Source organism: Maribacter sp. IgM3_T14_3 (genome assembly GCF_049603095.1).
GTDB lineage: Bacteria > Bacteroidota > Bacteroidia > Flavobacteriales > Flavobacteriaceae > Maribacter.
In genome coordinates this window covers 3,298,660-3,319,183 of the sequence record NZ_CP187138.1, presented here as the reverse complement: position 1 = coordinate 3,319,183, position 20,524 = coordinate 3,298,660, and the positions used below count along the sequence as shown (strand labels likewise).

The 20,524-nt window shown below is 34.4% G+C and carries 18 protein-coding genes; 1 reads left to right on the top strand and 17 read right to left on the bottom strand.

Annotated elements, in window-relative coordinates; all coding sequences use genetic code 11:
• Positions 1-39: 39 nt before the first annotated feature.
• The 4 genes from ACPF9A_RS14865 to ACPF9A_RS14850 all read right to left on the bottom strand — a co-directional run bounded on the left by ACPF9A_RS14865 (position 40) and on the right by ACPF9A_RS14850 (position 7,317).
• Positions 40-2,667: an MGH1-like glycoside hydrolase domain-containing protein gene (locus ACPF9A_RS14865; protein ID WP_423998202.1), complete on the bottom strand. Its 2,628-nt coding sequence runs from the start codon at positions 2,665-2,667 to the stop codon at positions 40-42.
• A gap of 374 nt (positions 2,668-3,041) precedes the next feature.
• Positions 3,042-3,590 (bottom strand): GNAT family N-acetyltransferase, encoded by a 549-nt coding sequence (locus ACPF9A_RS14860; RefSeq protein WP_423998200.1) that lies wholly within the window; start codon positions 3,588-3,590, stop codon positions 3,042-3,044.
• A gap of 59 nt (positions 3,591-3,649) precedes the next feature.
• On the bottom strand, positions 3,650-5,920 hold the full coding sequence (locus tag ACPF9A_RS14855) for an ATP-binding protein (protein WP_423998198.1): 2,271 nt from the start codon (positions 5,918-5,920) through the stop codon (positions 3,650-3,652).
• Between the two features lie 254 nt (positions 5,921-6,174).
• The gene (locus ACPF9A_RS14850) at positions 6,175-7,317 is read right to left on the bottom strand and encodes a histidine decarboxylase (protein ID WP_423998196.1); all 1,143 of its coding nucleotides are present in this window, start codon (positions 7,315-7,317) and stop codon (positions 6,175-6,177) included.
• Positions 7,318-7,485: 168 nt separating this feature from the next.
• On the opposite strand from ACPF9A_RS14850, the gene ACPF9A_RS14845 reads away from it, so the two are divergent.
• Positions 7,486-7,938 (top strand): Lrp/AsnC family transcriptional regulator, encoded by a 453-nt coding sequence (locus ACPF9A_RS14845; RefSeq protein WP_423998195.1) that lies wholly within the window; start codon positions 7,486-7,488, stop codon positions 7,936-7,938.
• A gap of 46 nt (positions 7,939-7,984) precedes the next feature.
• On the opposite strand, the gene ACPF9A_RS14840 is transcribed toward ACPF9A_RS14845, so the two are convergent.
• From ACPF9A_RS14840 to ACPF9A_RS14780, 13 genes are all read right to left on the bottom strand, one after another.
• Positions 7,985-8,629, bottom strand: a complete 645-nt coding sequence (locus ACPF9A_RS14840) for a hypothetical protein (RefSeq protein ID WP_423998193.1) — start codon at positions 8,627-8,629, stop codon at positions 7,985-7,987.
• Between the two features lie 13 nt (positions 8,630-8,642).
• Positions 8,643-9,353: a tetratricopeptide repeat protein gene (locus ACPF9A_RS14835; protein ID WP_423998192.1), complete on the bottom strand. Its 711-nt coding sequence runs from the start codon at positions 9,351-9,353 to the stop codon at positions 8,643-8,645.
• A 192-nt stretch (positions 9,354-9,545) separates the two neighbouring features.
• Entirely contained in the window at positions 9,546-9,902 is a 357-nt protein-coding gene (locus tag ACPF9A_RS14830) for a hypothetical protein (protein ID WP_423998190.1), read from the bottom strand.
• 242 nt (positions 9,903-10,144) lie between these two features.
• Positions 10,145-11,341, bottom strand: a complete 1,197-nt coding sequence (locus tag ACPF9A_RS14825) for an IS256 family transposase (RefSeq protein ID WP_423997793.1) — start codon at positions 11,339-11,341, stop codon at positions 10,145-10,147.
• Between the two features lie 185 nt (positions 11,342-11,526).
• Complete coding sequence (locus ACPF9A_RS14820; RefSeq protein WP_423998189.1) at positions 11,527-12,123, bottom strand: mobile mystery protein B; 597 nt, start codon at positions 12,121-12,123, stop codon at positions 11,527-11,529.
• Positions 12,114-12,575 carry a mobile mystery protein A gene (locus ACPF9A_RS14815; protein ID WP_423998187.1) on the bottom strand — a complete coding sequence of 154 codons (462 nt, stop codon included), beginning with the start codon at positions 12,573-12,575 and terminating at the stop codon, positions 12,114-12,116. Before ACPF9A_RS14815 ends, ACPF9A_RS14820 begins: the two co-directional genes overlap by 10 nt.
• A 494-nt stretch (positions 12,576-13,069) precedes the next feature.
• Positions 13,070-13,645 (bottom strand): DoxX family membrane protein, encoded by a 576-nt coding sequence (locus tag ACPF9A_RS14810; protein WP_423998185.1) that lies wholly within the window; start codon positions 13,643-13,645, stop codon positions 13,070-13,072.
• A 402-nt stretch (positions 13,646-14,047) separates the two neighbouring features.
• Positions 14,048-14,290, bottom strand: coding sequence for a hypothetical protein (locus ACPF9A_RS14805; protein ID WP_423998183.1), 243 nt, complete (start codon positions 14,288-14,290; stop codon positions 14,048-14,050).
• Between the two features lie 992 nt (positions 14,291-15,282).
• A complete protein-coding gene (locus ACPF9A_RS14800; protein WP_423998181.1) occupies positions 15,283-16,050 on the bottom strand; it encodes a DUF6090 family protein in 768 nt (255 codons plus the stop codon).
• Between the two features lie 295 nt (positions 16,051-16,345).
• Complete coding sequence (locus tag ACPF9A_RS14795) at positions 16,346-17,428, bottom strand: serine hydrolase domain-containing protein (RefSeq protein WP_423998179.1); 1,083 nt, start codon at positions 17,426-17,428, stop codon at positions 16,346-16,348.
• A gap of 152 nt (positions 17,429-17,580) precedes the next feature.
• Positions 17,581-18,234, bottom strand: coding sequence for a hypothetical protein (locus ACPF9A_RS14790; RefSeq protein WP_423998177.1), 654 nt, complete (start codon positions 18,232-18,234; stop codon positions 17,581-17,583).
• Between the two features lie 82 nt (positions 18,235-18,316).
• Entirely contained in the window at positions 18,317-19,021 is a 705-nt protein-coding gene (locus ACPF9A_RS14785) for a haloacid dehalogenase type II (RefSeq protein ID WP_423998175.1), read from the bottom strand.
• A 162-nt stretch (positions 19,022-19,183) separates the two neighbouring features.
• Positions 19,184-20,272, bottom strand: a complete 1,089-nt coding sequence (locus tag ACPF9A_RS14780; protein WP_423998173.1) for an endonuclease/exonuclease/phosphatase family protein — start codon at positions 20,270-20,272, stop codon at positions 19,184-19,186.
• Between the last annotated feature and the right edge of the window lie 252 nt (positions 20,273-20,524).

Genomic DNA, 20,524 nt, shown 5'->3' with positions numbered 1-20,524 from the left:
ATACCTTATTTGAGTTTAGAATATAATAAAGAATATTGGTTAACTATTCTGCTCCAATTCCATAATTAAATTCGCGACTAAAGCTGTCCATCCCGTTTGGTGCGACGCCCCTAGCCCTTTACCAGAATCACCATCAAAAAACTCATAGAAGAAATGTTCCTTTTTAAAATGCTCGTTCTTTGTAAATACGTGTTGGTCATCATCTGAATGATACACATATTTACCTTCGGCATCGGGTTCAAACAATTTGATCAATCGCTTAGAAATCTCATTTGCAATCTCGTTCAAGTTCATTTTTTTACCTGATCCTGTCGGAAACTCATATACATATTCCTTACCATAATACAAGAAATATTTACGTAGCGACTGTACGATCATATAATTCAAGGGCAACCAAATTGGTCCGCGCCAGTTAGAATTACCACCGAACATATTAGAACGGCTCTCGCCAGATTCGTACTGAATTTGGTGATGCCCGTTATGCTGAAATACATAGGGGTGCTTTTCATGATATTTAGAAAGTGAACGAATACCATAATCGGATAAGAATTCTTTTTCATCTAATAAACGAGCTAACAATTTCTCTAATCGAAAGCCACGCATAATGGAGAATAGATAATTACCTTCTGAATTAAATTCTTCAATATTTGAAATTAAAGACGCCAAATCTGGTCGCGTACGTACAATTTCTGCTGCTCGAACTTTAAAATTTTTCAGTTCATCAAATAAATCTTTATGAATAATCTCCACTGCGAACATGGGTATTATACCAACCAATGATCTCACTTTTAATCGGTCGGTTTTGCCGTTCGACATTTCGACTACATCATAGTAGAAATTATCTTCATCGTCCCATAGCGAAATATCTTTTTGACCAATATGGTGCATTGCCCAAGCAATATTCAAGAAATGTCTAAAAAATTTGGCAACACTATCCTCATAATTAGGGTTAATGGTTGCCATTTCTAATGACATACGTAACATATTCAAGGTAAACATTGCCATCCAACTGGTAGCATCTGCTTGTTGCATACGGGTAATACCTTCGGGCATGTGGTTACGATCAAAAACTCCGATATTATCTAAGCCTAAGAATCCGCCTTCAAAAAGGTTCGTTCCGCTTTTATCCTTTTGGTTTACCCACCAGGTAAAGTTCACCAGTAATTTCTGATAGGCTTTTTCAAGAAAATTAAAATCTCCCTTGCCGTTGCGTTTTTTGTCTTTTTCATAAACCGTCCACACTGCCCAAGAATGCACAGGTGGGTTCACGTCACTAAAATTCCATTCGTAGGCAGGTATTTGTCCATTAGGGTGCATATAACTCTCCTTAAGCACTAACAGTAGTTGCTCTTTGGCAAAATAAGGATCAATTTCTACGAATGATGCCATATGAAAAGCAAGATCCCATGCAGCATACCAAGGGTATTCCCATTTATCGGGCATGGAGATAACATGACGATTGGTCAAATGCTCCCAATGTACATTTCTAGAATCTGTTCTGTATGGCTTTGCTTCACCTGGGCCGCCAAATAGCCATTTATATACATCGTAGTAATAGAACTGCTTCGTCCAAAGTAAACCAGAAAAGGCTTTTTTAGCTATTTCTTGCTGTTGAACCGGTAATTCTTTTTTTAAGAATTTCCCATAAAACTCCTCACACTCTTGAATTCGTTTTTCAAAAATAGCATCGAAACTACCCCAAGGGTCGGCAAGTTTTCTTTTACTAAGGCGGACTTTTATTGTTTTTTCTTCTCCAGATTTTAGGCGGAGTTTATGCCAAACGGCGAATTTTGATCCTTTTTTATCAGGATTCACCGAAGGTTGCCCATCGATTACGTGATCATTGATACCATCTTTTACATATTCTACCTCATTAGGCACGCCGTAAATACGTTGGTTGTTGGTTTCGTTTTCACAGAATAGTTGATCACCATTTTCATGATAAAAATAGTAACGCCCATTTCGTGTGCTACGAGATTGCACCGAATTACCTGAAATAGATTTCATTTCAGGCCGTTCGAACCTATTATTATGCTTCCAGAAATTACGAAACCATAAATGCGGAAGTACGTGAATATTCGCAGCTCTCGGTCCTCTATTTATAACTGTCACTTTCATTAAAATATCACCAACATCTTCTTTGGCATATTCAATAAAACAGTCGAAATAGGTGTTATTGGCAAAAGCTTTGGTATCTAAAATTTCAAATTCTGCTTCCTCACGACTTCTACTTTTATTCTTTTTTACCAGCTCGGCATATGGAAATTTTTTATGCGGATATTTATACAAATATTTGGCGTACGAATGTGTAGGCGTTGATACCTGATGAAAATAAAGTTCTTTTACATCTTCACCATGGTTACCTTCATCATTGGTTAACCCGAACAGGCGTTCTTTTAAAATGGAATCTTTTCCGTTCCAGAAAGCAGGTGCTAGACATAGAATTTCTCTAGAATCGCAGAATCCGCCAATACCTTCCTCTCCCCATCTATAGGCATTACTACGTGCTTTGTCATGACCAACAAAACTCCATGCATGGCCTTCGGGACTATAATCTTCCCTTACCGTACCCCATTGGCGTTCTGCCAAATAAGGACCCCATCTTTTCCAGTTTTTATAATTATCCTCAACGGCTAATCTTTTTTCCTCAGCATTTTTATGGACCATAAAGTCTTTTTCAATTATAACTATCTTCTTTTTCAACTTCTAATACAAATAACTACTATTCAGGTGTTTTAAAAGTTGTGCAAATTTAATATCCAAATTTGGACATAACGTTAAAAATACCATTTGTAATAGTATAAGATTCATTAACGCACCTAGCAAGTGATTAGTATTACCTAATTGGTACTAATAAGATGAAAACGTTGTTAACTTGTTAAATTTAATACTGTTATACTATGAACCTCGTAAACTAAGGTATTCACCTTTTGCTAAAATTTATAACAGATTGTTAGAAATATTTTCTTTTATGCGTTTATATATCGTCCCTACCGATCCTATTCGTTCTATTGTTAGATAGAAATAATAATACCTAGGAATTAACTACGCAAATCGGTTTCAAGTATGGCGTATTCAAAACTATCTGACCATCCGGATTGCAGTGGGAGAATTTTCCGCTTGCGACCTTCTTGTTTCATCCCTACTTTTTCCATCACTTTTGCAGATCCTATGTTGTCTACAGCACAACCTGCTTCTATTCGATGTAGTTTAAGCACATCGAATCCGTAGTTCAAAACCGCTTTTAAAGATTCTGTTGCGTAACCTTTGCTCCAATAATCAAGATGTAATTTATACCAAACCTCTGCCCTGTTATATTTTTTGGGACCAAGTCTTAATCCGAATAAACCAATAAATTCATTATTCGTTTTATGCTGAATGGCAAAGGTATAATTTCTGATATTAGGTACATTATTGGCTTCTATCCAAGGGGTTATGACCTCATGGGTTTCTTGCACATTTTCAGGGATACCAAGGGTATTAAATTCGTCAGTTTCTGGTAAGCAATGTAAGCGATGAATAACTTCTACATCTGTATTCACAATCAGCCTTAATGTTAATCGGTCTGTTTGTATTTCGAGTTTGTTCATGGCTGAAGTGATTGGTATTGAATCTATAAATATAACTTCAAAAATAGAAGTTGAAGAATTTAGTTGACAGGCAAATAAATAATAAAGGTAGAACCTTGGTCTTTCTTACCAATGGCATGAATATAACCATTATGTTTTTCAACTATCTTTTTACAAATAGAGAGTCCGATGCCTGTACCAGAATATTCGTTTTTTGAATGTAACCTTTGAAAGACCTCAAAAATATTACTAGCAAACTCGGGCTCAAACCCAATACCATTATCAATAAACGATATTTTGTAATAGTACTCCGAATTCTTGCTGAAGTTTTCTTCAATTTCTGAATTACGCACTTTTTTAGAGCTAATGATTATTTTGGGAGCTACATTACTTTTGCCATACTTGATAGAATTACTGATCAGGTTTGTACATAATTGCTCTATTTTAAAAGGGATGCCTTGAATAACAGGCAAATTCTCGTATGAAATAGAGGTATTCGTTTCTTTGATCAGCTGCGATAGTTCATCTTCGATTTTTAGAATAGTTTCATTCAAAGTAACACTCTCAAATTTTGAATTTATTTTATCTATTTGCGAATACGAAAGTAAGTTCTGTATCAATTCTCGCATTCTAAAAGTGCCGGATTTTATTTTGCCAAAATAATTTTGAATACCAGCGGGCATGCTTTTTTCACCTTCGTCTTCTATTCGAGAAATAAACATTTGAATTTTACGCAAAGGCTCTTGTAGATCGTGACTTGCCACTCTATTAAAAGATTCTAGCTCTTCATTACTATGCTTTAATTTCTCATAACTATCTATAAGCGCCCTATCTTTTTCTACACGACCGGTAATATCTTGTACAATACCCACCGATACCGGTCTGTTATCTATTTCAACATATTTGCCTTTTAAATCTAAATGTTTTATGCTTTTTTCTTTTGTAAAGACACGATATGCAAAAACGGTAGATGCCCCTTTTTCTATATCATTAGCACTTAAAGATTCGAAAATGCAAATATCATCTGGGTGAACAAATTCTTTATAAGAGTTAAAAGTCACCTCAAAACTATCGGGTTCGAACCCAAGAATTCTATAAAAATTATCAGAAACCGTTGCGGTACCATCATCTAAATACCAAATAAAACTACCAACACCCGCTACGTTTTCTGCTTCTTTAAAAATGGTGTTCTGAAGGCTTAAATCTTCGTTCAGTTTTTGAAGATTTTTTTCTGCCTCTTTAACCTTTGTAGTATCCCAAGCGGTATTTGTAATTCCGTTAGCAGATTTTACAATGGTATTAAAAATGTATTTTTTTTCACCCTCGAACGTATACACACTTTCATGCTCTTGAATATCGCCGCTTACATAGCATTCTTTCATTAAAGCAAAAAGTCCATTCTCCAAAACCATTGGGTACATCTCTAACAAAGAACTGCCAATAATATCATCTTGTTCTGATCCTGTTACTTTCTCTATGGCATTAGAGGTATACCTAAATTGAAAATCGACAATGTTCTTCTGTGCATCTAGTATAGGTTCGAAATGGCTAATAACATTGTTCGAACTTTTGTAGACACCTTTTAAAAACTCTTCTGTTTCTTGTAATTTTTGATTCTGAATAAAAACCTGACTATTTACTTCTTGAATTTCACCTTTCTGCTTGTATATACTTATAAAACCGATTAAAAAGATGCCCAATGCCGTTAGCGCAACTAATAAAGATGACATTGGCGTTAAGAACGATTGCGAGGTATATTCTTCTTTACGCGAAACCATTAAATAGTTCTCTTCAGCGAGCATTCTATCTTTTATGACCTGAGACTCCGCCACAATTTTCGAAATCCGCTGATGACGCTTATAGCGCAAACCGTTATAATGAATAATAATACTATCTTTTACTTCTAAACTATCAGGCGCTTTAGTAGCATCAACAATGGTGGTAGTATCTATTTCAACCTTAATTCTATCATGTAAAAGTTGTAATGCCTTAACACGTTCTTGTTGTGCATCGTTGTCTGTAGTAAGTGTATTCAGCCTATCTAATGACTGACCCATTTCTGTTACCACAATAGCGGAAAGATTACTCTCTTCGGCTTCAAAAAGTTTTTTAAGTTGAATGGCTTCTACCTCCAAAAATTTAGAAGAAAGTTCTACAATGGTACGCTGTACCTCTAGTGTGTGAGAAACAAGATCCCCTGTTTTATGAAGTCTATTTACTTGCTTGTACCCCACGCTAACAGTGTACAGTAACAAGGCAATCGCCAATACCAATAGAACAATATAGGTTTTTGTAGAACCAATAAGGGACTTTAACTTCATCATGGTCTCTCTAGAAAATAAGCTTGCCATTTTTAGTAATAGGTTTAAAAGGGGGGTATTACCGATCATTAAAATTTCAATGAATGAATATACCTCATTTTGATATGATCAGATTCAAATTTTCAAATAAATATGAAAATGAATTTGGATAACTATTTCATCTACTGAAATATTACCAACGATCTGCGAGAATAGTGTAGTGAAGAATTCGAAGTTCAATCAAAAGAAAATCCCCATTACGATTGTCATCGTAATGGGGATTTTTTAAATTATAACCTTTGTATTTAATCTTGAAGTGCCAATGCATCTTGTTCTTTTTGAGCACCTTTCTTCTGCTCTTCTACTATGTTTTGAATAAACTCATCTATCTGATCCTTTGTAACATTAGGCATACAAATTACATGCGTAATATCATCGGTCGCTAACTGCCATTTCTTTTTAATGGCATCTGCAACTTTAGGCAACACAACGGTAATCGCCCCTTCATTCTTCCATGCGTTGATGCCTATTTTCAGAAGCTCTTGCTTACAATACTCGGCAGTTTCTAAACTATGACGGTACCGCTCTTCTAAACCTTTTACGCCCATTTTCTTTATGGCGTACCACAGAAACAACGGACTATGTCCGTTTCTAGATCCTGTAATGGTAATGTCTAATGAACCGATATATGAAATACCCCTTGCTATTCGATCTCGTAACGAGCGTTTTGCGATAATAACACCTGAAGGAAACGGAGAACCTATAAATTTATGACCGCTGATAGAAATACTATCTGCTCCATCTTGAAAATCGAACGGAATACGAGGTTCTATAAAAGGACCGTAAGAACCCGCCAAAGCAGCATCGCAATGTATATAGTGATTTTGAATAGCCAATTTCTTTAAAATTCTTTTCACCTTAGAAACATCATCCTTCGCCTCGGTCATCGTAGTACCAAATGTGGTTAGAATAATAGCCGGTTTATCTCTGTTCAATTGCAAGGTATTCTCTAAATCATCATAATCTAGCTCACCATTCTCTTGCGCCCTAATCGTAATACTTGGTAAGTTCAATAAATGAATATTTTTTTTTACACTGTAATGTGTAGATTCTGAAAAATATACCATTGCCTTTGGATGAGATTCTCTTGCCAAATACAAGCCGTACAAGTTACTTTCAGACCCACCATTTGTTACATACCCCCAGAAATCATTGGGATCTGCTCTGTATAATTTTGCAAAGAAATCGACCACTTCACGCTCCATTTCATGTGTTTGCACCTTATACGTATTATCCTCATAAGGATCACCTACGTTATTTATAGGATGCTTTAAAAACTCGTATAATCTGGAATAATCAAAATCTTTTGCAACTGGGTAACCTATAACTCTATCTTTCTCTTGAATTAGTTTGGTTAACAGCTCATCTATCTGTTGTTCGTTATTCATATTCGCTTATTTAAGTACACGTATTTTAATACTGTAAAATTACAATTACTAATAATAAATTACTTTATATAAACTAAATACAGAATATTGAACTGATATACTTAATTTAACAGTTTCAGATAACTGTTAAGCTCATTATTGATTTAAATAAAAGAAAAATAAACTGGTATGGATTCGATTGATGGTAAAATATTGATGCAACTTCAAGAAAATGCGAAGCAAAATACTAAAGAAATTGCGGCTAAAGTAGGGTTGAGCGTTACGCCTACCTACGAAAGAATTAGAAAGCTAGAACAGCAGAAAATTATTAAAGCCTATGTTGCCTTACTAGATAGAACGAAAATTGAAAAAAAATTAATCGCCTATTGCCAAGTAACCTTATCGAAACAACAGAAGAAATTGGCAGACAGTTTTAAAGAGCAAATATTGCTACTACCCGATATTATGGAATGCCATCAAGTATCTGGTAATTTCGATTATTTATTGAAAATCGCTTTAGATGATATCGCGGAGTTTCATGAATTTATGAATAAAAAACTATCTATCATCGATGGTATCTCTACCATACATAGTTCATTTGTATTGAATTCTGTAAAAGATAGCACTGCTTATAATCTGTAAAATAAAAGGGAGGAAGAAAAGAATTTAAGAGTTATAATAACTTCTTTTAATCTTCAATTTCCGAAAAGATAACCTCTTTAAATTCTTCAGAGTCATCAACATCAAAAGGAATTGGTTCAAGATGCGCGTGAAATTCATCATATATTTCTCCTGTGTTTTTTTTGATTTTATAACTAGATTCTTGAGTTTCTGATACTACTTCAATAGCATAAAAATCTTCATTCTCACGAATAATTATATCTTCTTCAAATCCATCTAAATTACCAATCGCTTGTTTTACAAAATCGATATGCTTTTTGATATCTTCTGTTAATTTAAAATAGGGAATCGTTCGTTCAGTGGAATAATTGTAAGGATTTGCTACGGAGTTATTATATGTCGTTTGTGTAGTAATATTTACCCCAACATCAAAATAATAGATCGTATTTATAGGAATGTATTTATATTGATTTCTAAACGAAACATATACTTCCTCGCCATTTGACAATACCGTAGCTGATGTAAAATTCTCAAGACTTATAGTACCGTCAATTGAATTTAAGGCTGATGCTACAATAGCATCTTTAACCAATTTAAGTATCTCTGTAACCTCTTTCGACATTTTAGGATTTTTTTCTTGCGTTTGCTGTGCATAACAAACTGAAGCTGTTTGCATGAATAAAATTAGAATAAGGCTTGTGATGATTTTCATTGATTGTAAATATTTAACTATTACACTTTTCACTAAGTTCGTTTTCATAAGCCTCTGTTACATTAGGATTATTCATTTTCTTAGCTTTCTTAAGTAAACCTTTTGCCTTTTTACAATCACCGAGATACATTTTAATAATAGAGAGCTTATAGATGGTATTTGAATCGCTACCATCATACTTTAGCGATTTTTCTAGAAACTCATTTGCCGTTATCAGCGGTTGATTCGCATTTGATGCTCCCGTTTCTAAACGTTGATAGTAGTCACCTAAATAAGTAGTTCCATAATCTGTTAAAATTTTGGTATGCTTCGGATTTATCACCAAACCTTTCTCATACTGCTCTCTAGCCTTGTCAAGCGCACCAAGATTAAAATAAATTGCTCCGAAACCATAGTAAGCATCCGCATTCTTTGAATTCAACATATTAGCTTGATTGAATCTTCGCATTGCAGTAACAAAATCACCTTTATCATATAGATAAGTAAAAGCCAGCTTATTCATTTTTTTACTCGCAGCTATGGTGTCCCCTTTGTAATGTTCTAAAATTTCTTTCCTGAATTTGTTATCTGACTCTATTTGCTCTTCAGTTTTTACAACATTCCCATATTCCGGCTGTAGAGAAATATCAATTGCTGCTTTTTTCTCCCACGACAAATAATTGTTATTTTGAGCAAATGAATTAAGTGATATAATTAGAAAAAATAAAGTGCATTTTAATTTCATAGATGTTATTAAGTATAAAACACAACGTATTTGAATATGTTTTGTTGTGATTTACACTAGCCTGCAAAAGATATACCGGCAGAAATTGAAGCCAAGAATAATGTTGTTTTAGATTAAGAAAGAACTATTTTTTTAACTCAGTTCTTCTTGGCGTTCTAAAACCCATTTAAGTTTTGTTCATCATCAAAGTATTCAAAGTTGAAATTTATGTGTAAACTGTAAGCCACCATAATAAAAAAGCAGAACCCAATAAATAAGCTGAAAAGGCAGAGAAACAAAAAAGTGTTTCCACAATATTTCTTGTCTTGCCATTAATAAAATACCGCCGATCAAAGCAACTAATTGAAGTACACAAAATATTGTAAATAACTCTGTTTCCATTTTCTTGGGAGTAAATGGAGAACAAATTGTTAGTATTACAAAAAGTAGTAGCATAACTACTGATGGCAGTAAAATACTAACATCTATATGGAAAGCATACTTTACCACTAATCCCATTAGCGCTAGTGGTAAGACAAAATAAATTATATCGATTAGGTTTGTATCCATTTTACTGTAATTCAATTTGTTAACAAAGGTTGAGCTAGTTCTTAGTTTGAAGATACCATAATTATATAACCCAAAGATGCAAAATAAGGAGAGAGAATTAGAGGTGAGGTTAGATGCAAGATTATTAAATACCAGATAATGAATCTTAAATTTTCAAATTGCCAAGATAGACATGAAGTAAATTAAATAGACACTATCCCATTAACTGTGTAAGTTAAAAATAACAGGGGTTGGACTTTTATCTAAAGTCTGACCCTTTTTTCATAGATCGTCAGGAACTGATTTAGGATTATGCCCCAGTTCCTTACAGGCATCGACCACTTTTTGGTGGCCTCCCTTACCGCCAAATATACGGATTTCATCACGGCATCGTCCGTCGGGAAGGACAGCTTGTTCTTGGTGTACTTCCTGATCTTGCCGTTCAGGTTCTCGATAAGGTTGGTGGTATAGATTATTTTCCTGATCTCGATGGGGAACTCGAAGAACACGGTAAGCTCGTCCCAGTTGTCCCTCCAGCTTTTGACGGCATAGGAGTACTTCCCTTCCCATTTGTCCGCAAAGTCCTTTAGGGCGGCCTTCGCCGCAGCTTGTGTAGGTGCGTTGTAGATAAGTTTCATATCTGTTGTAAAGGCTTTTTTGTCCTTCCAGACAACGTACCTACAGGCATTCCTTATTTGATGCACCACACATATCTGGGTCTTGGATTCGGGGAACACGTTCTTGATGGTCTGGGTGAACCCGTTCAGATTATCGGTTGCGGTTATCAGGATGTCCTCGGTGCCACGGGCGCGTATATCGGTCAGTACGCTCATCCAAAAAGCGGCGGACTCGTTCTTGCCCAACCAAAGCCCAAGGACCTCTTTCTTACCGTCCCTGCGCAATCCTACCGCGATATAGACCGTTTTGTTGATGACCTTCGAGTTCTCGCGTACCTTGAACACGATCCCGTCCATCCAGACGATAAGGTATATCGGTTCCAATGGCCTGTTCTGCCAAGCGACGATGTCCCCGGAGATCTTGTCGGTTATCCTCGATATGGTGGATGTGGAGATATCGAAGTTGTAGACCTCCCGTATCTGCTCTTCGATATCGCTGTTGCTCATTCCCTTGGCATAGAGCGATACGATCACGTTCTCGATACCGTCGACCATATTACCGCGCTTGGGCACGATCATGGGGTTGAAACTGGCATCCCTGTCCCTTGGCACCGCGATCCTTGATTCCCCGAAGGAGGTACGGACTTTTTTGGTCGAATGGCCGTTACGTGTGTTCCCGTTCCTGGCCTTTCCATGTTTGTCATAATCGAGGTGGCCGTCAAGCTCGCCTTCCAGCATCTTCTCGATACCACGTTTTTGGAGTTCTTTCAGAAAACCGTTCAGCTCGTCACCGGTCTTGAACTGTTTTAAGAACTCATCGTTGAATAATTCCTCTTTCTTCATAATGGTGTGAAAATTTAAAGTTAAAAAAATAGCGGGGGCATGCCCCCGCTATTTTTTTATTTACACACTTTATGAGATAGTCCTATTAAAATAAAAAAAGCTCAAAGAATCTGATTTTAGATTCTTTGAGATTTTGAATAGTAGTGTCTTAGGTTAGAGAAGAATTTGTTAATTTTCATCTCGGTTTAGTTTTTTGCGAATTCAATTAATGTAGCACAATCACCGTTATCAGCTTCTCTTAAAGCTTTTATATATTCATTTCTTGTTTCGTTAGCTTTTACCATATTCGATTGATGCCAAGAAAATATTTTATTCTGAAATATTGATTCCATAATAATGTCAGCCATCATTCTAGAGTGTCTTCCATTACCATTCGGAAAACAATGAATCGATACTAAACGGTGTTTAAATCTTATAGCTATTTCTTCAGGTAAAAAAATTTTGTTTTCAATCCAATATTTAGTGTCCTCAATTAAATTTTTCAATTCAATTCCAATTTGTGTCCACTGAATTCCTATGTTCTTCTCGGTCATTCTGAATTCGCCTGCCCATTTCCATACATCACCATACATTTTTTTATGTAAGTCTTTTACAAACTTTTCTGTTAAGATTATTTCAGGTTTTATTTTTTTATGAATAGTCCATTCGACTGCTTTTTCTATATTCAATTGCTCAAATTCATCTAGTTCTCCTTGAGTAGTAATCGAATTTATTTTAAGTCCTTCTTTTTCTTCTTCGTCTAATGGTGTTTGACCTTCTTTATAATTGAATTCTAATCCCATAATGATTTTTTCATTTCTCGCTTTATTTCATCAGCAAGCTCAATTATATTTTTAGCTAGTTTTTCATCTCCAATTCCTTGATCTTCCAATTTCATGTTCTGATTGGTTCTTAAGACAATTCTTCTAGCTAGTTCTTCTGCTTTTCTTTGAAGTAAATCATTGATGGTACCATTTACGGGAACAAGGGCATAAACTAATTTTAAGTTCATTGCATTGGCTACAGCTTTTAACGAATTGAGTGTTATTGTTCCGTTTGCTTCACTTTCCTCAATTCTATTTACACCTTGTCTTGTTATATTTAATTTAGTGCCAAGTTGTGCCATTGTCATGTTGAGAGCTGTACGAATGGTATTTACCCATCCGCGCTGTGGAACCACAACCTTTCTTGTTTCAGAGAATGATAGAAGTTTTTGGTCTAACTGATCTATTAAAAGTTTCTGCTTATTTCTCATTTATGTAAATATTTAAGTTTACAAAACATTATAAATGTAAACATATAACATTACAAAAATATAAAAAAGTAATCACATATATTTACATTTATAGAAAAAAGTAATCTTAAATGTTTACAAAAAGTTGTTCTATAGAAATAATATTAGCTCGTATTTATATCAAATGTCAGGTTTATTTGCGAGGAATTTTCAAAGAAAAGTTAACGTTGTAAACTTGCAACGACCTGTAGTAAAGTATAAAATTGAGCAATTGTTCTACTATATTGTACCTGTTAAACTGGCTAAAAAAAAATATAGAATCAATGAAATGCTGCCGTTTAGATGTTAACTTTTTTAAGTACGATGCTCTTCGTGAAATACACTTTTCTATTATACAGAAAATTCACGTTCAACTTCTACATTGCATAAAAAAAGCCCCTTACAGAGGCTTGTATCGATAGTAATTATTTTTCATTAAAAGATTATAACACGGTTACCATAGTTAACATTTGTTTTTAATTCACAATCCAATTCAAAAAAGTTTTAATAGGATATGTAAGTATACCAAAAACGAAATCCATTAAAAATCCGATTACGGGTAAAATCAGAAATACCCACCATTTGTATTTAAATTTTGTTGACACTTCATTTGTAAGACTTTGCAAGGCAATTATGACTTTGTCTTTGTAGTAAAAAAGAATTAGTAAGTCAGCTAAAATCATTCCACCAATTCTGATTGGAAGTGCAAATCCATGAACACCAGTTGTAAATGCTATGTCAATTATTAAAATTTGAGCCAATATTGATAAAACTAATAAGGTGCCAATTAAAACAGTTCTGTTGAAAATCAGTAATATTCCGCCAATAATCTCTAAAACTCCAGTTGAGATATTGAAAAATGTACTTCTTCCAAAAAGATGCCAGGTTACATAAAAACTGCCAATATCCTTAATAGGTTGGTCTAAAATTGATGCATCGTAAACTCCAAATTGACTTAACGTCACCTTACTCCACCCGTATTTTATCATATAGAAAATTAAATACCAGCGTAATACTAAAATACCGAAGTCTATAATTTTTTCTTTTTTCAATTTTGTCTTCTTATTTCCATTAATTGTGACGATTGAAATCGATAGTTTAGTTCTCAGTTTGAAGATACTATAATAATATAAATCAAAGAGATAATAGAGGAGAGTGATTAAGTGGCTGCCAGATACAAGATAATTTAATAAAAAAAAGCTCAAAGAATCTGATTTTAGATTCTTTAGGCTTTGAATAGTAGTATATCGGATTAAGAATTTGGTTGTCGGTTATCTCAATCCTTTGTTGCATTTGTTTTTTTTACGTAACCCAAGCCTTAGGAGTTGAATACTTGTAATTCCTGCAAATATCCCAATAAGTATGCGACCGTTGAACAACAATGCTATGGTAAACAATAAACTTATAGCCCCTATTGTAAATGTTGCTATAGAACTAACTTTTTTGTTCATGTCCTATTCTTTTATTGATGGGTTATCTAATTCACTATTCCCAACGTTGTCATTATTTCTTTTTTTTGCAATTTCGTTTATGGCGAACCCAATTACCCAAAATATAAATCCAATGAATTTTAGAAATTGATAGTCCGATAGAATTTCAGACATTTCTCCATCAGAAAGTCGAGAGCCTATTCTTACTAGCACTCCAATTCCGAAAAAAACATATCCAATAATTTTAAAAATTTTTCCAATATTCATGAAAGAGAAGAATTTTACTTCTTATTGGTGTAAAAAAGAATCTATTCGTTACAATTTTCGAGATAAAATTTGCTCAAATAAATGCTAACGTTTGTGTGTCGAGTAGACAAGGGGAATTTCACCCCGAGCCTCTCACAGAACCGTACGTGATAGTCTCCCATCATACGGCTCTTCTAACTTAACTTTCAAAGATAGCTCATCCTCTTTCAAGTTGGCAAACTGTACGTTAAATTAGCTAATCCCTTCGCTCCAGTTTCATTACAAAACTTTCATTACTACTACGGATTAGTCCGCCCCTATACCAAGCATTGCTATTCTGCCTCTAGTTTGCGCTATTGTGCATTTCACTTTGCATCTTAGTACAGGTTCCCGAGTTCCGTAAATAAGCCCGAATAAAGGTCATGCCTCCTAAATGACGCCTGCCGCTTAGCCAGTAAACAGGTAACCGCTAAACTTATAATGTTTGTCATACTTCAAACACTTTTGACATGATGTTGCACTTTCTCGACACTTCATCAGAGGTTCATTTGCATTCATCTCCTTTATCCATACCTGACCACGCTCTTGACGCAGCCTTTTCCATAACGCTCAATACCTTGGCTCTTTACCAAAGCACCTTATGGGGGTTTGATGCTCTCCCCTGCAGGACAACATCGGTGGGTCGGTTCCACCATCATATAAACAGTTCGCAATGAAATATATCAGCCGTTCATTGCTTTCTCGGCACACGTAAGAATGGTTGCGAGTTATCGTGCGCGAATTTTTCGAGGAAAATGAGCTGCGGTAAACTTGTAACTACCTAGAGTTAAGTCCAAAATTGAACAATTGTTTTAATACTACTTAAGCATGATTCGCATCATATTGCTAGTATATTCAGCAAGAAGAATAGAGAGAGTTAAAGTTATAGATTCTCTTAGCCTAAAAGGTTATTGTCTCAGGTTAGAGAAGAATTTGGTTGTTGGTTTTCACCTATGTTCTTTGTTGTGCTTTCGTTATTTTTCAAGCTCTTGCTCAATTTCTTTTATAATGGTCTCTATTTCAGTCTTTACACGTCCAAATAACTTTGGTCCATTCGTTACTTTAGCCGATAGATAGTAAGCTAAAAGATAATTTTCAAATTCAGCTGATTCGAATAATCGTTTGTTATCTATATTTTCGGAAATTGACTGGAAATCAAAATCCATATACCCTATATCCATAACGAGTTTTCGTGTACTTCCTTTTTTATAAAAAATAGTACGTAAATTTTCTTCTGTGAAATCCATTGCATTTAACTGAATGTTTAAATAATCCAATGAGCTATTAAAAGAAGCTATGTTTTGTCTTAAACTTTTATTTAAAAGAATATTGAGCTTACCTGAACTAATGATATCTTCTAAAACTCCTGTTGCAGGTATATAGCTAATTGAACTACCGAAAATAGGAGCGAACTTTTGAGAAATTCTCTGACTACTGACTGTATCAAGCACATTTTTGTCAAATAAATTCAATAGATATTCAAGTGACACTATACGTTGCTCATTTTCTTGAATAGAAGCATTTATTATATTCAAGTTATTTTTAAATTCTGTTTCAATAGATAATAAATACTCTCTCTCTAGACTTCTTTGTTCGTTGTAATTATTGTTATTATTAATCTGTAAAGCTATTAATATACCAATAACAACAAGTATTATTTCTCCAACAGCATAAAGCAGATATTTACTGAATTTATTTTCAGTTAACATTTTTTGTCTGATTTTTCTAAAGAATTTTATCATTGATGTGGTTGGTTTTAATGAAGCACTACACACAAATAAGTGCAATTGACGTTATGACTAAGAAAGATACAATTTTCATTCAAAGTCAACCTACATAGTTATTTGAATAACAACACAATAATTGATTAAAAAATACACACATTAACTTAGTCTATAACTACCTTAAATTTAAGGTGATACATAAAAAAAAAGCCAATATTTAAAATATCGGCTTTCTATAATTTATTAATGAAGATTCGTTGATTTTCAAAAGTCTTTTAAAAGACAAAAAGATATCTCTTAGTTCATTTTTTTTCTAATTAATTACCTCATTAAATTTCTCCCAAAAAACATTGTCAAAAGATGATAATGCAAAATTTTCTTCAGATCCCGTAGCCTCACCCATTCTTATAATTACCAAATTCTCACTAGGTACAATGTAGATGCGCTGTTCATCTTTACCTAAAGCTGCAATCATATCTGTTGGTGCATTCGGAATAAGAGATCCCGGAAATTCTGTTTGCGTAGATGGTAACATGAAGTCACTTTTTCCATTTAACCACCATAAATAGCCATAAGCCAGGTTTATATCTTGAGAAGTTGTTGTGCTTTCCAAAAAGAAATCTTCATCTACAATTTGATCTCCGTCCCAATTTCCATAATGTGAAGCAAGTAATCCAAATCTTGCCATACTTCTTGTATTACTATGGTATATGCGATAGATAAATCCGCTATTCCAGAATCCATCCATACCTATTTTAGCAGCTAATTCGGTATTGAAATAAGTTTCAAATTCGGTTCCACTGGCATCTTCGACTACATTCATAAGTCGTTGAAATACGTTACCATAAGCCCAGCGTGTACCCGCATCGGCAAGCGAAACCAAATTCGCTTTGATTACCAATTGAGGTTCGTCGTCTAGACCAGAGGTCATTGTCAACAAACTCTTTACGGTAATTAAATTTTCTTGCTCTATTGCAGTACTTGTCCACTCGGTACCAATATAATCAGACACCTTATTATCTATATCTATCAATCCGTTTTGTTGCGCAATACCAGTGGTAGCCGTTACCAAAGTTTTTCCGGCACTATTCCACTGCCAAGTATCGTTAACCGTATGGTCGTTATAATATTCTTCTACAACAATCTTACCATCGACCAATACCATAAAAGATTTTGTATCATCGGCAATAAGAAAATCTTCTAATTCTGCAAGTTTATCTACATTCCAATTCAATTCTGAAGGTGATACACTTTCCCAGTCATTTGTATTAATAGGCGGAAAATAAGTAGCGGCTTCTGTCGGGTTTGGCTCATTAGAATCAGTTGAGATAGAATCATCTGATTGACAGCTTAAAAGTACAGATAGAATACCTATATAAATTAATCTATGTATCATGGAATTTACTCTTTAGAAAGGCTTAAAATATTTAACGCACTGGAATCTAATTTGTTGCGTAAATAATTGTCTATTCTGAAGAATGAACATGACAAAAAAAAGCCAGTATGAACACATACTGGCTTTCTTCTAGGAAAAATTAAAAATCTAAACTATTCTTCCCCTAATTCGGTGATTTTCTTCTCGTAGAGTTTTTTACTCTCTACAACGGCAACATTCAACTCTTGCATGATACCGTCTACACGACCTTCTATGCTTTTCATTTGATCATTGATATTATCGAAAGAGTTAAGGGCAGCAGCCACTTCTAACGCTTTTACGACCTCAACGGCATCGCCATGCAACAACCTTAATTTTTCTATAGCCGTAGAAGTATTCGCTAAAGTTGCGTTGTATTTGGTACGCGCCTTTTCTATAGCGCCCAAGAGTGTTTTTTTACTCTTTTCATCACTTAGGCTATTGGTCTGTGTTTCCATTGCTGTAAAAAGATTGGAAGCTTTCTCTTTTAAATCTTCGTACTCCTTATTCAAGTTATTAACACGACGATCTACTTTTTCCCAATCTCCATATACCTTGGCGAATTCTTTATCTTCATTTTTGGTGTCTTCTAAAGCGCTTTTTAAGGCATTCAAAGATTCTAGACCTCTGTTTACATTTTTATTAGCGGTCTCTTTCTTATTCTCAAAATCGTCTACTTGAGACTTGAATTTGTCTTTTAAGCGAATAAGATCTTCCGGACTTTTATCTTTCCAACAAGAAGTTAGGGTAAGTGCAATTAGGGCAACAAATAGTGTTCTTTTAAACATGTAATACTTTCTTTAGTTAATGGTAAAGCAAAGATACATATTCTTAGATGCTTTTAATTTGAAAATGAAATGGTCGAAATTTCTAGCTAAAGGTCTCTAAAATATCTGCAGCTTTTTTAAGGTCAGATACTATAATTTCTGTTTTGGGCGCCAACGGATATTCTTGTTGACCAGGTCTACCTATAAACGCTGCTCGCCAACCTGCCCAAAGTGCTCCAGCAACATCCCAGCCATGGGCTGCAATGAGCATACACTCTTCTAGTTCCAAACCCATTTGTTTTGCTCCCCATGCGTAAGTATCCGTAAAGGGTTTGAATTTTCCCGTTGGTTCTACGCTTAGCATTTCATCAAAATACTCGGTCAATCCGGCATTTTCAAATTGCTTTTTTAATCCGTCTTTAGATGAATTGGTGAAGGCTACTAATTTGTATCCGGCATTTTTCAATTGTGAAAGTGCTTCTTTAACTTCTGGGTGTGCAGGTAAATTTCCCATAGCCCCTGAAACAATGGTACGTGCCTTTTCTTCCGTAAGAGAAATATCAAGATTCGCAGCTACCATTTGCAATGCGGCAGCACCAATATGACCGAATGGCTTGTATTGACCACTAGCCGAAGTCACTAATGAATACTGCAACATTGTTGTAAACCAAAGAGAAAGTAAATCTTCTCTTCCGCCTAATGCTTTGCCTACTTCTTTTTTAACTTTAGTAAGATCTAAAAGTGTTTCGTTGACATCAAAAAACAATACTTTTGGTCTGATATTTTTATGCGTTTTAGTTATATCCATATTAAATTCTACTGTTTTTGTATTTCACTTTGTTTGCTCAAATTATAAGGTAATAGGTACTACCAATGACACTCATAAGCTGAATTAATATGTTCAGGTTTATAAAAAAAAATAAACTATTCTTTAATCAAGATTATTGGTCTTAATTAAACTATAAAAATTTTATTTCTTTGGCTCTTCATTTTCCTTTTCTATTTGTTCATATGCCGTGTTTAATTCTTCTTCTGTTGGTGCTGGCATCATTTGCTCTTTTGCCAACTGTGGTTCAAAACTAAATTTGGTGTAAAATGGAAAATGATCAGAGCCATTATTATCCCCGAGTTTAACATCTAGAATCCTAAAATCGGGAGATGAAAAAATATGGTCTAGAGGCCAACGCATAATCCAACTCTTTGCATTGTACGTACTAAAAAATCCTCTTCCCTTTCGCAAATCTAATAATCCGCTAACTTTCTGAAATAGCTCTGTAGTCTCTGACCAAGCTACATCATTAAAATCTCCCATAACAATGACAGGATATTTCGATTCTCTTGTAAGCTTTGCAATTTTCATCATCTCAGCATCTCTATCAACTGAAGTTGGATTATGTTGTGGGGTTGGTGGTGCAGGATGTATGGCGAACAACTGAATAGTATCTTTAGATTTCAAAATAATTTTTGAATGTATAGAGGGTATAGTGTCTTCTACTAAATATCTTACGCTGGGTTCTAAAAGTTCTAATTTGGAATAAAGGAGCATGCCATAGGTATTACTTAAAGGAACCTCCACCTTATATAAATAATCTTTGCTTAAAGACTTTGAAAATGCTTGTTGCCATTTTTTATCGGTTTCGGTAAATAATAAAATATCTGCATCAAATTTTTTAGCTTCATTTACAACAGAAACTTTATTATCATTTTTCTGTAACACATTCGCTGTATAAATATGGAATGTGGGTTTACTTTCGGGGCTACTTTCGAAAATTTCCTTTTTTGCAAATGTGGTATATGGATATACTTTAGCCATTTGAAATACAAAACAACCGGCCAGGGCGATAACGAAAAGAATGTCGACTTTGCTTTTTAAATTAAATCTGAAAAAATAAAGTAATAGTGCCAACATGGTTAAAACAGTTAATTGAAGATGTGGAAAGTCAAAAACCCTAACTGTCCAGTGATCAACTGCTATAAATGGAAAAATGGTCAACACTATTGCGAGTACTGCAAAAACTCGTAAGAACAATTTTAATTTTAATTTATTACTTAAATTCATAATTACATTTTTGGTGGTTGGTTTTATTTTATTTAGATAAAATTGAATTACGTCTTAGAAAATTCTCACAGGGTTAAATTTTTAAATGTTTACTCCATTAAATTATCAATATGTACGTTATGTTCTCGTAATAATTACAGACTCTTTTAGTCTAGTATGTCAATCCTAAATAAGTACAAATACAAAAGGGACTTAAATTAGTAAGCCCCTTAGTCATTAAACTGCACATAAGAACACTAACCATTATTATTA

Bases quoted from the DNA above. Each gene is read 5' to 3' on its own strand.
- ACPF9A_RS14865 (WP_423998202.1), bottom strand. From the start codon at position 2,667: ATGGTCCATAAAAATGCTGAGGAAAAAAGATTAGCCGTTGAGGATAAT.
- ACPF9A_RS14780 (WP_423998173.1), bottom strand. From the start codon at position 20,272: ATGAATTTAAGTAATAAATTAAAATTAAAATTGTTCTTACGAGTTTTT.
- ACPF9A_RS14815 (WP_423998187.1), bottom strand. From the start codon at position 12,575: ATGAGAAATAAGCAGAAACTTTTAATAGATCAGTTAGACCAAAAACTT.
- ACPF9A_RS14835 (WP_423998192.1), bottom strand. From the start codon at position 9,353: ATGAAATTAAAATGCACTTTATTTTTTCTAATTATATCACTTAATTCA.
- ACPF9A_RS14790 (WP_423998177.1), bottom strand. From the start codon at position 18,234: ATGTTTAAAAGAACACTATTTGTTGCCCTAATTGCACTTACCCTAACT.
- ACPF9A_RS14855 (WP_423998198.1), bottom strand. From the start codon at position 5,920: ATGGCAAGCTTATTTTCTAGAGAGACCATGATGAAGTTAAAGTCCCTT.
- ACPF9A_RS14845 (WP_423998195.1), top strand. From the start codon at position 7,486: ATGGATTCGATTGATGGTAAAATATTGATGCAACTTCAAGAAAATGCG.
- ACPF9A_RS14800 (WP_423998181.1), bottom strand. From the start codon at position 16,050: ATGATAAAATTCTTTAGAAAAATCAGACAAAAAATGTTAACTGAAAAT.
- ACPF9A_RS14850 (WP_423998196.1), bottom strand. From the start codon at position 7,317: ATGAATAACGAACAACAGATAGATGAGCTGTTAACCAAACTAATTCAA.
- ACPF9A_RS14830 (WP_423998190.1), bottom strand. From the start codon at position 9,902: ATGGATACAAACCTAATCGATATAATTTATTTTGTCTTACCACTAGCG.
- ACPF9A_RS14840 (WP_423998193.1), bottom strand. From the start codon at position 8,629: ATGAAAATCATCACAAGCCTTATTCTAATTTTATTCATGCAAACAGCT.
- ACPF9A_RS14820 (WP_423998189.1), bottom strand. From the start codon at position 12,123: ATGGGATTAGAATTCAATTATAAAGAAGGTCAAACACCATTAGACGAA.
- ACPF9A_RS14795 (WP_423998179.1), bottom strand. From the start codon at position 17,428: ATGATACATAGATTAATTTATATAGGTATTCTATCTGTACTTTTAAGC.
- ACPF9A_RS14825 (WP_423997793.1), bottom strand. From the start codon at position 11,341: ATGAAGAAAGAGGAATTATTCAACGATGAGTTCTTAAAACAGTTCAAG.
- ACPF9A_RS14805 (WP_423998183.1), bottom strand. From the start codon at position 14,290: ATGAATATTGGAAAAATTTTTAAAATTATTGGATATGTTTTTTTCGGA.
- ACPF9A_RS14785 (WP_423998175.1), bottom strand. From the start codon at position 19,021: ATGGATATAACTAAAACGCATAAAAATATCAGACCAAAAGTATTGTTT.
- ACPF9A_RS14860 (WP_423998200.1), bottom strand. From the start codon at position 3,590: ATGAACAAACTCGAAATACAAACAGACCGATTAACATTAAGGCTGATT.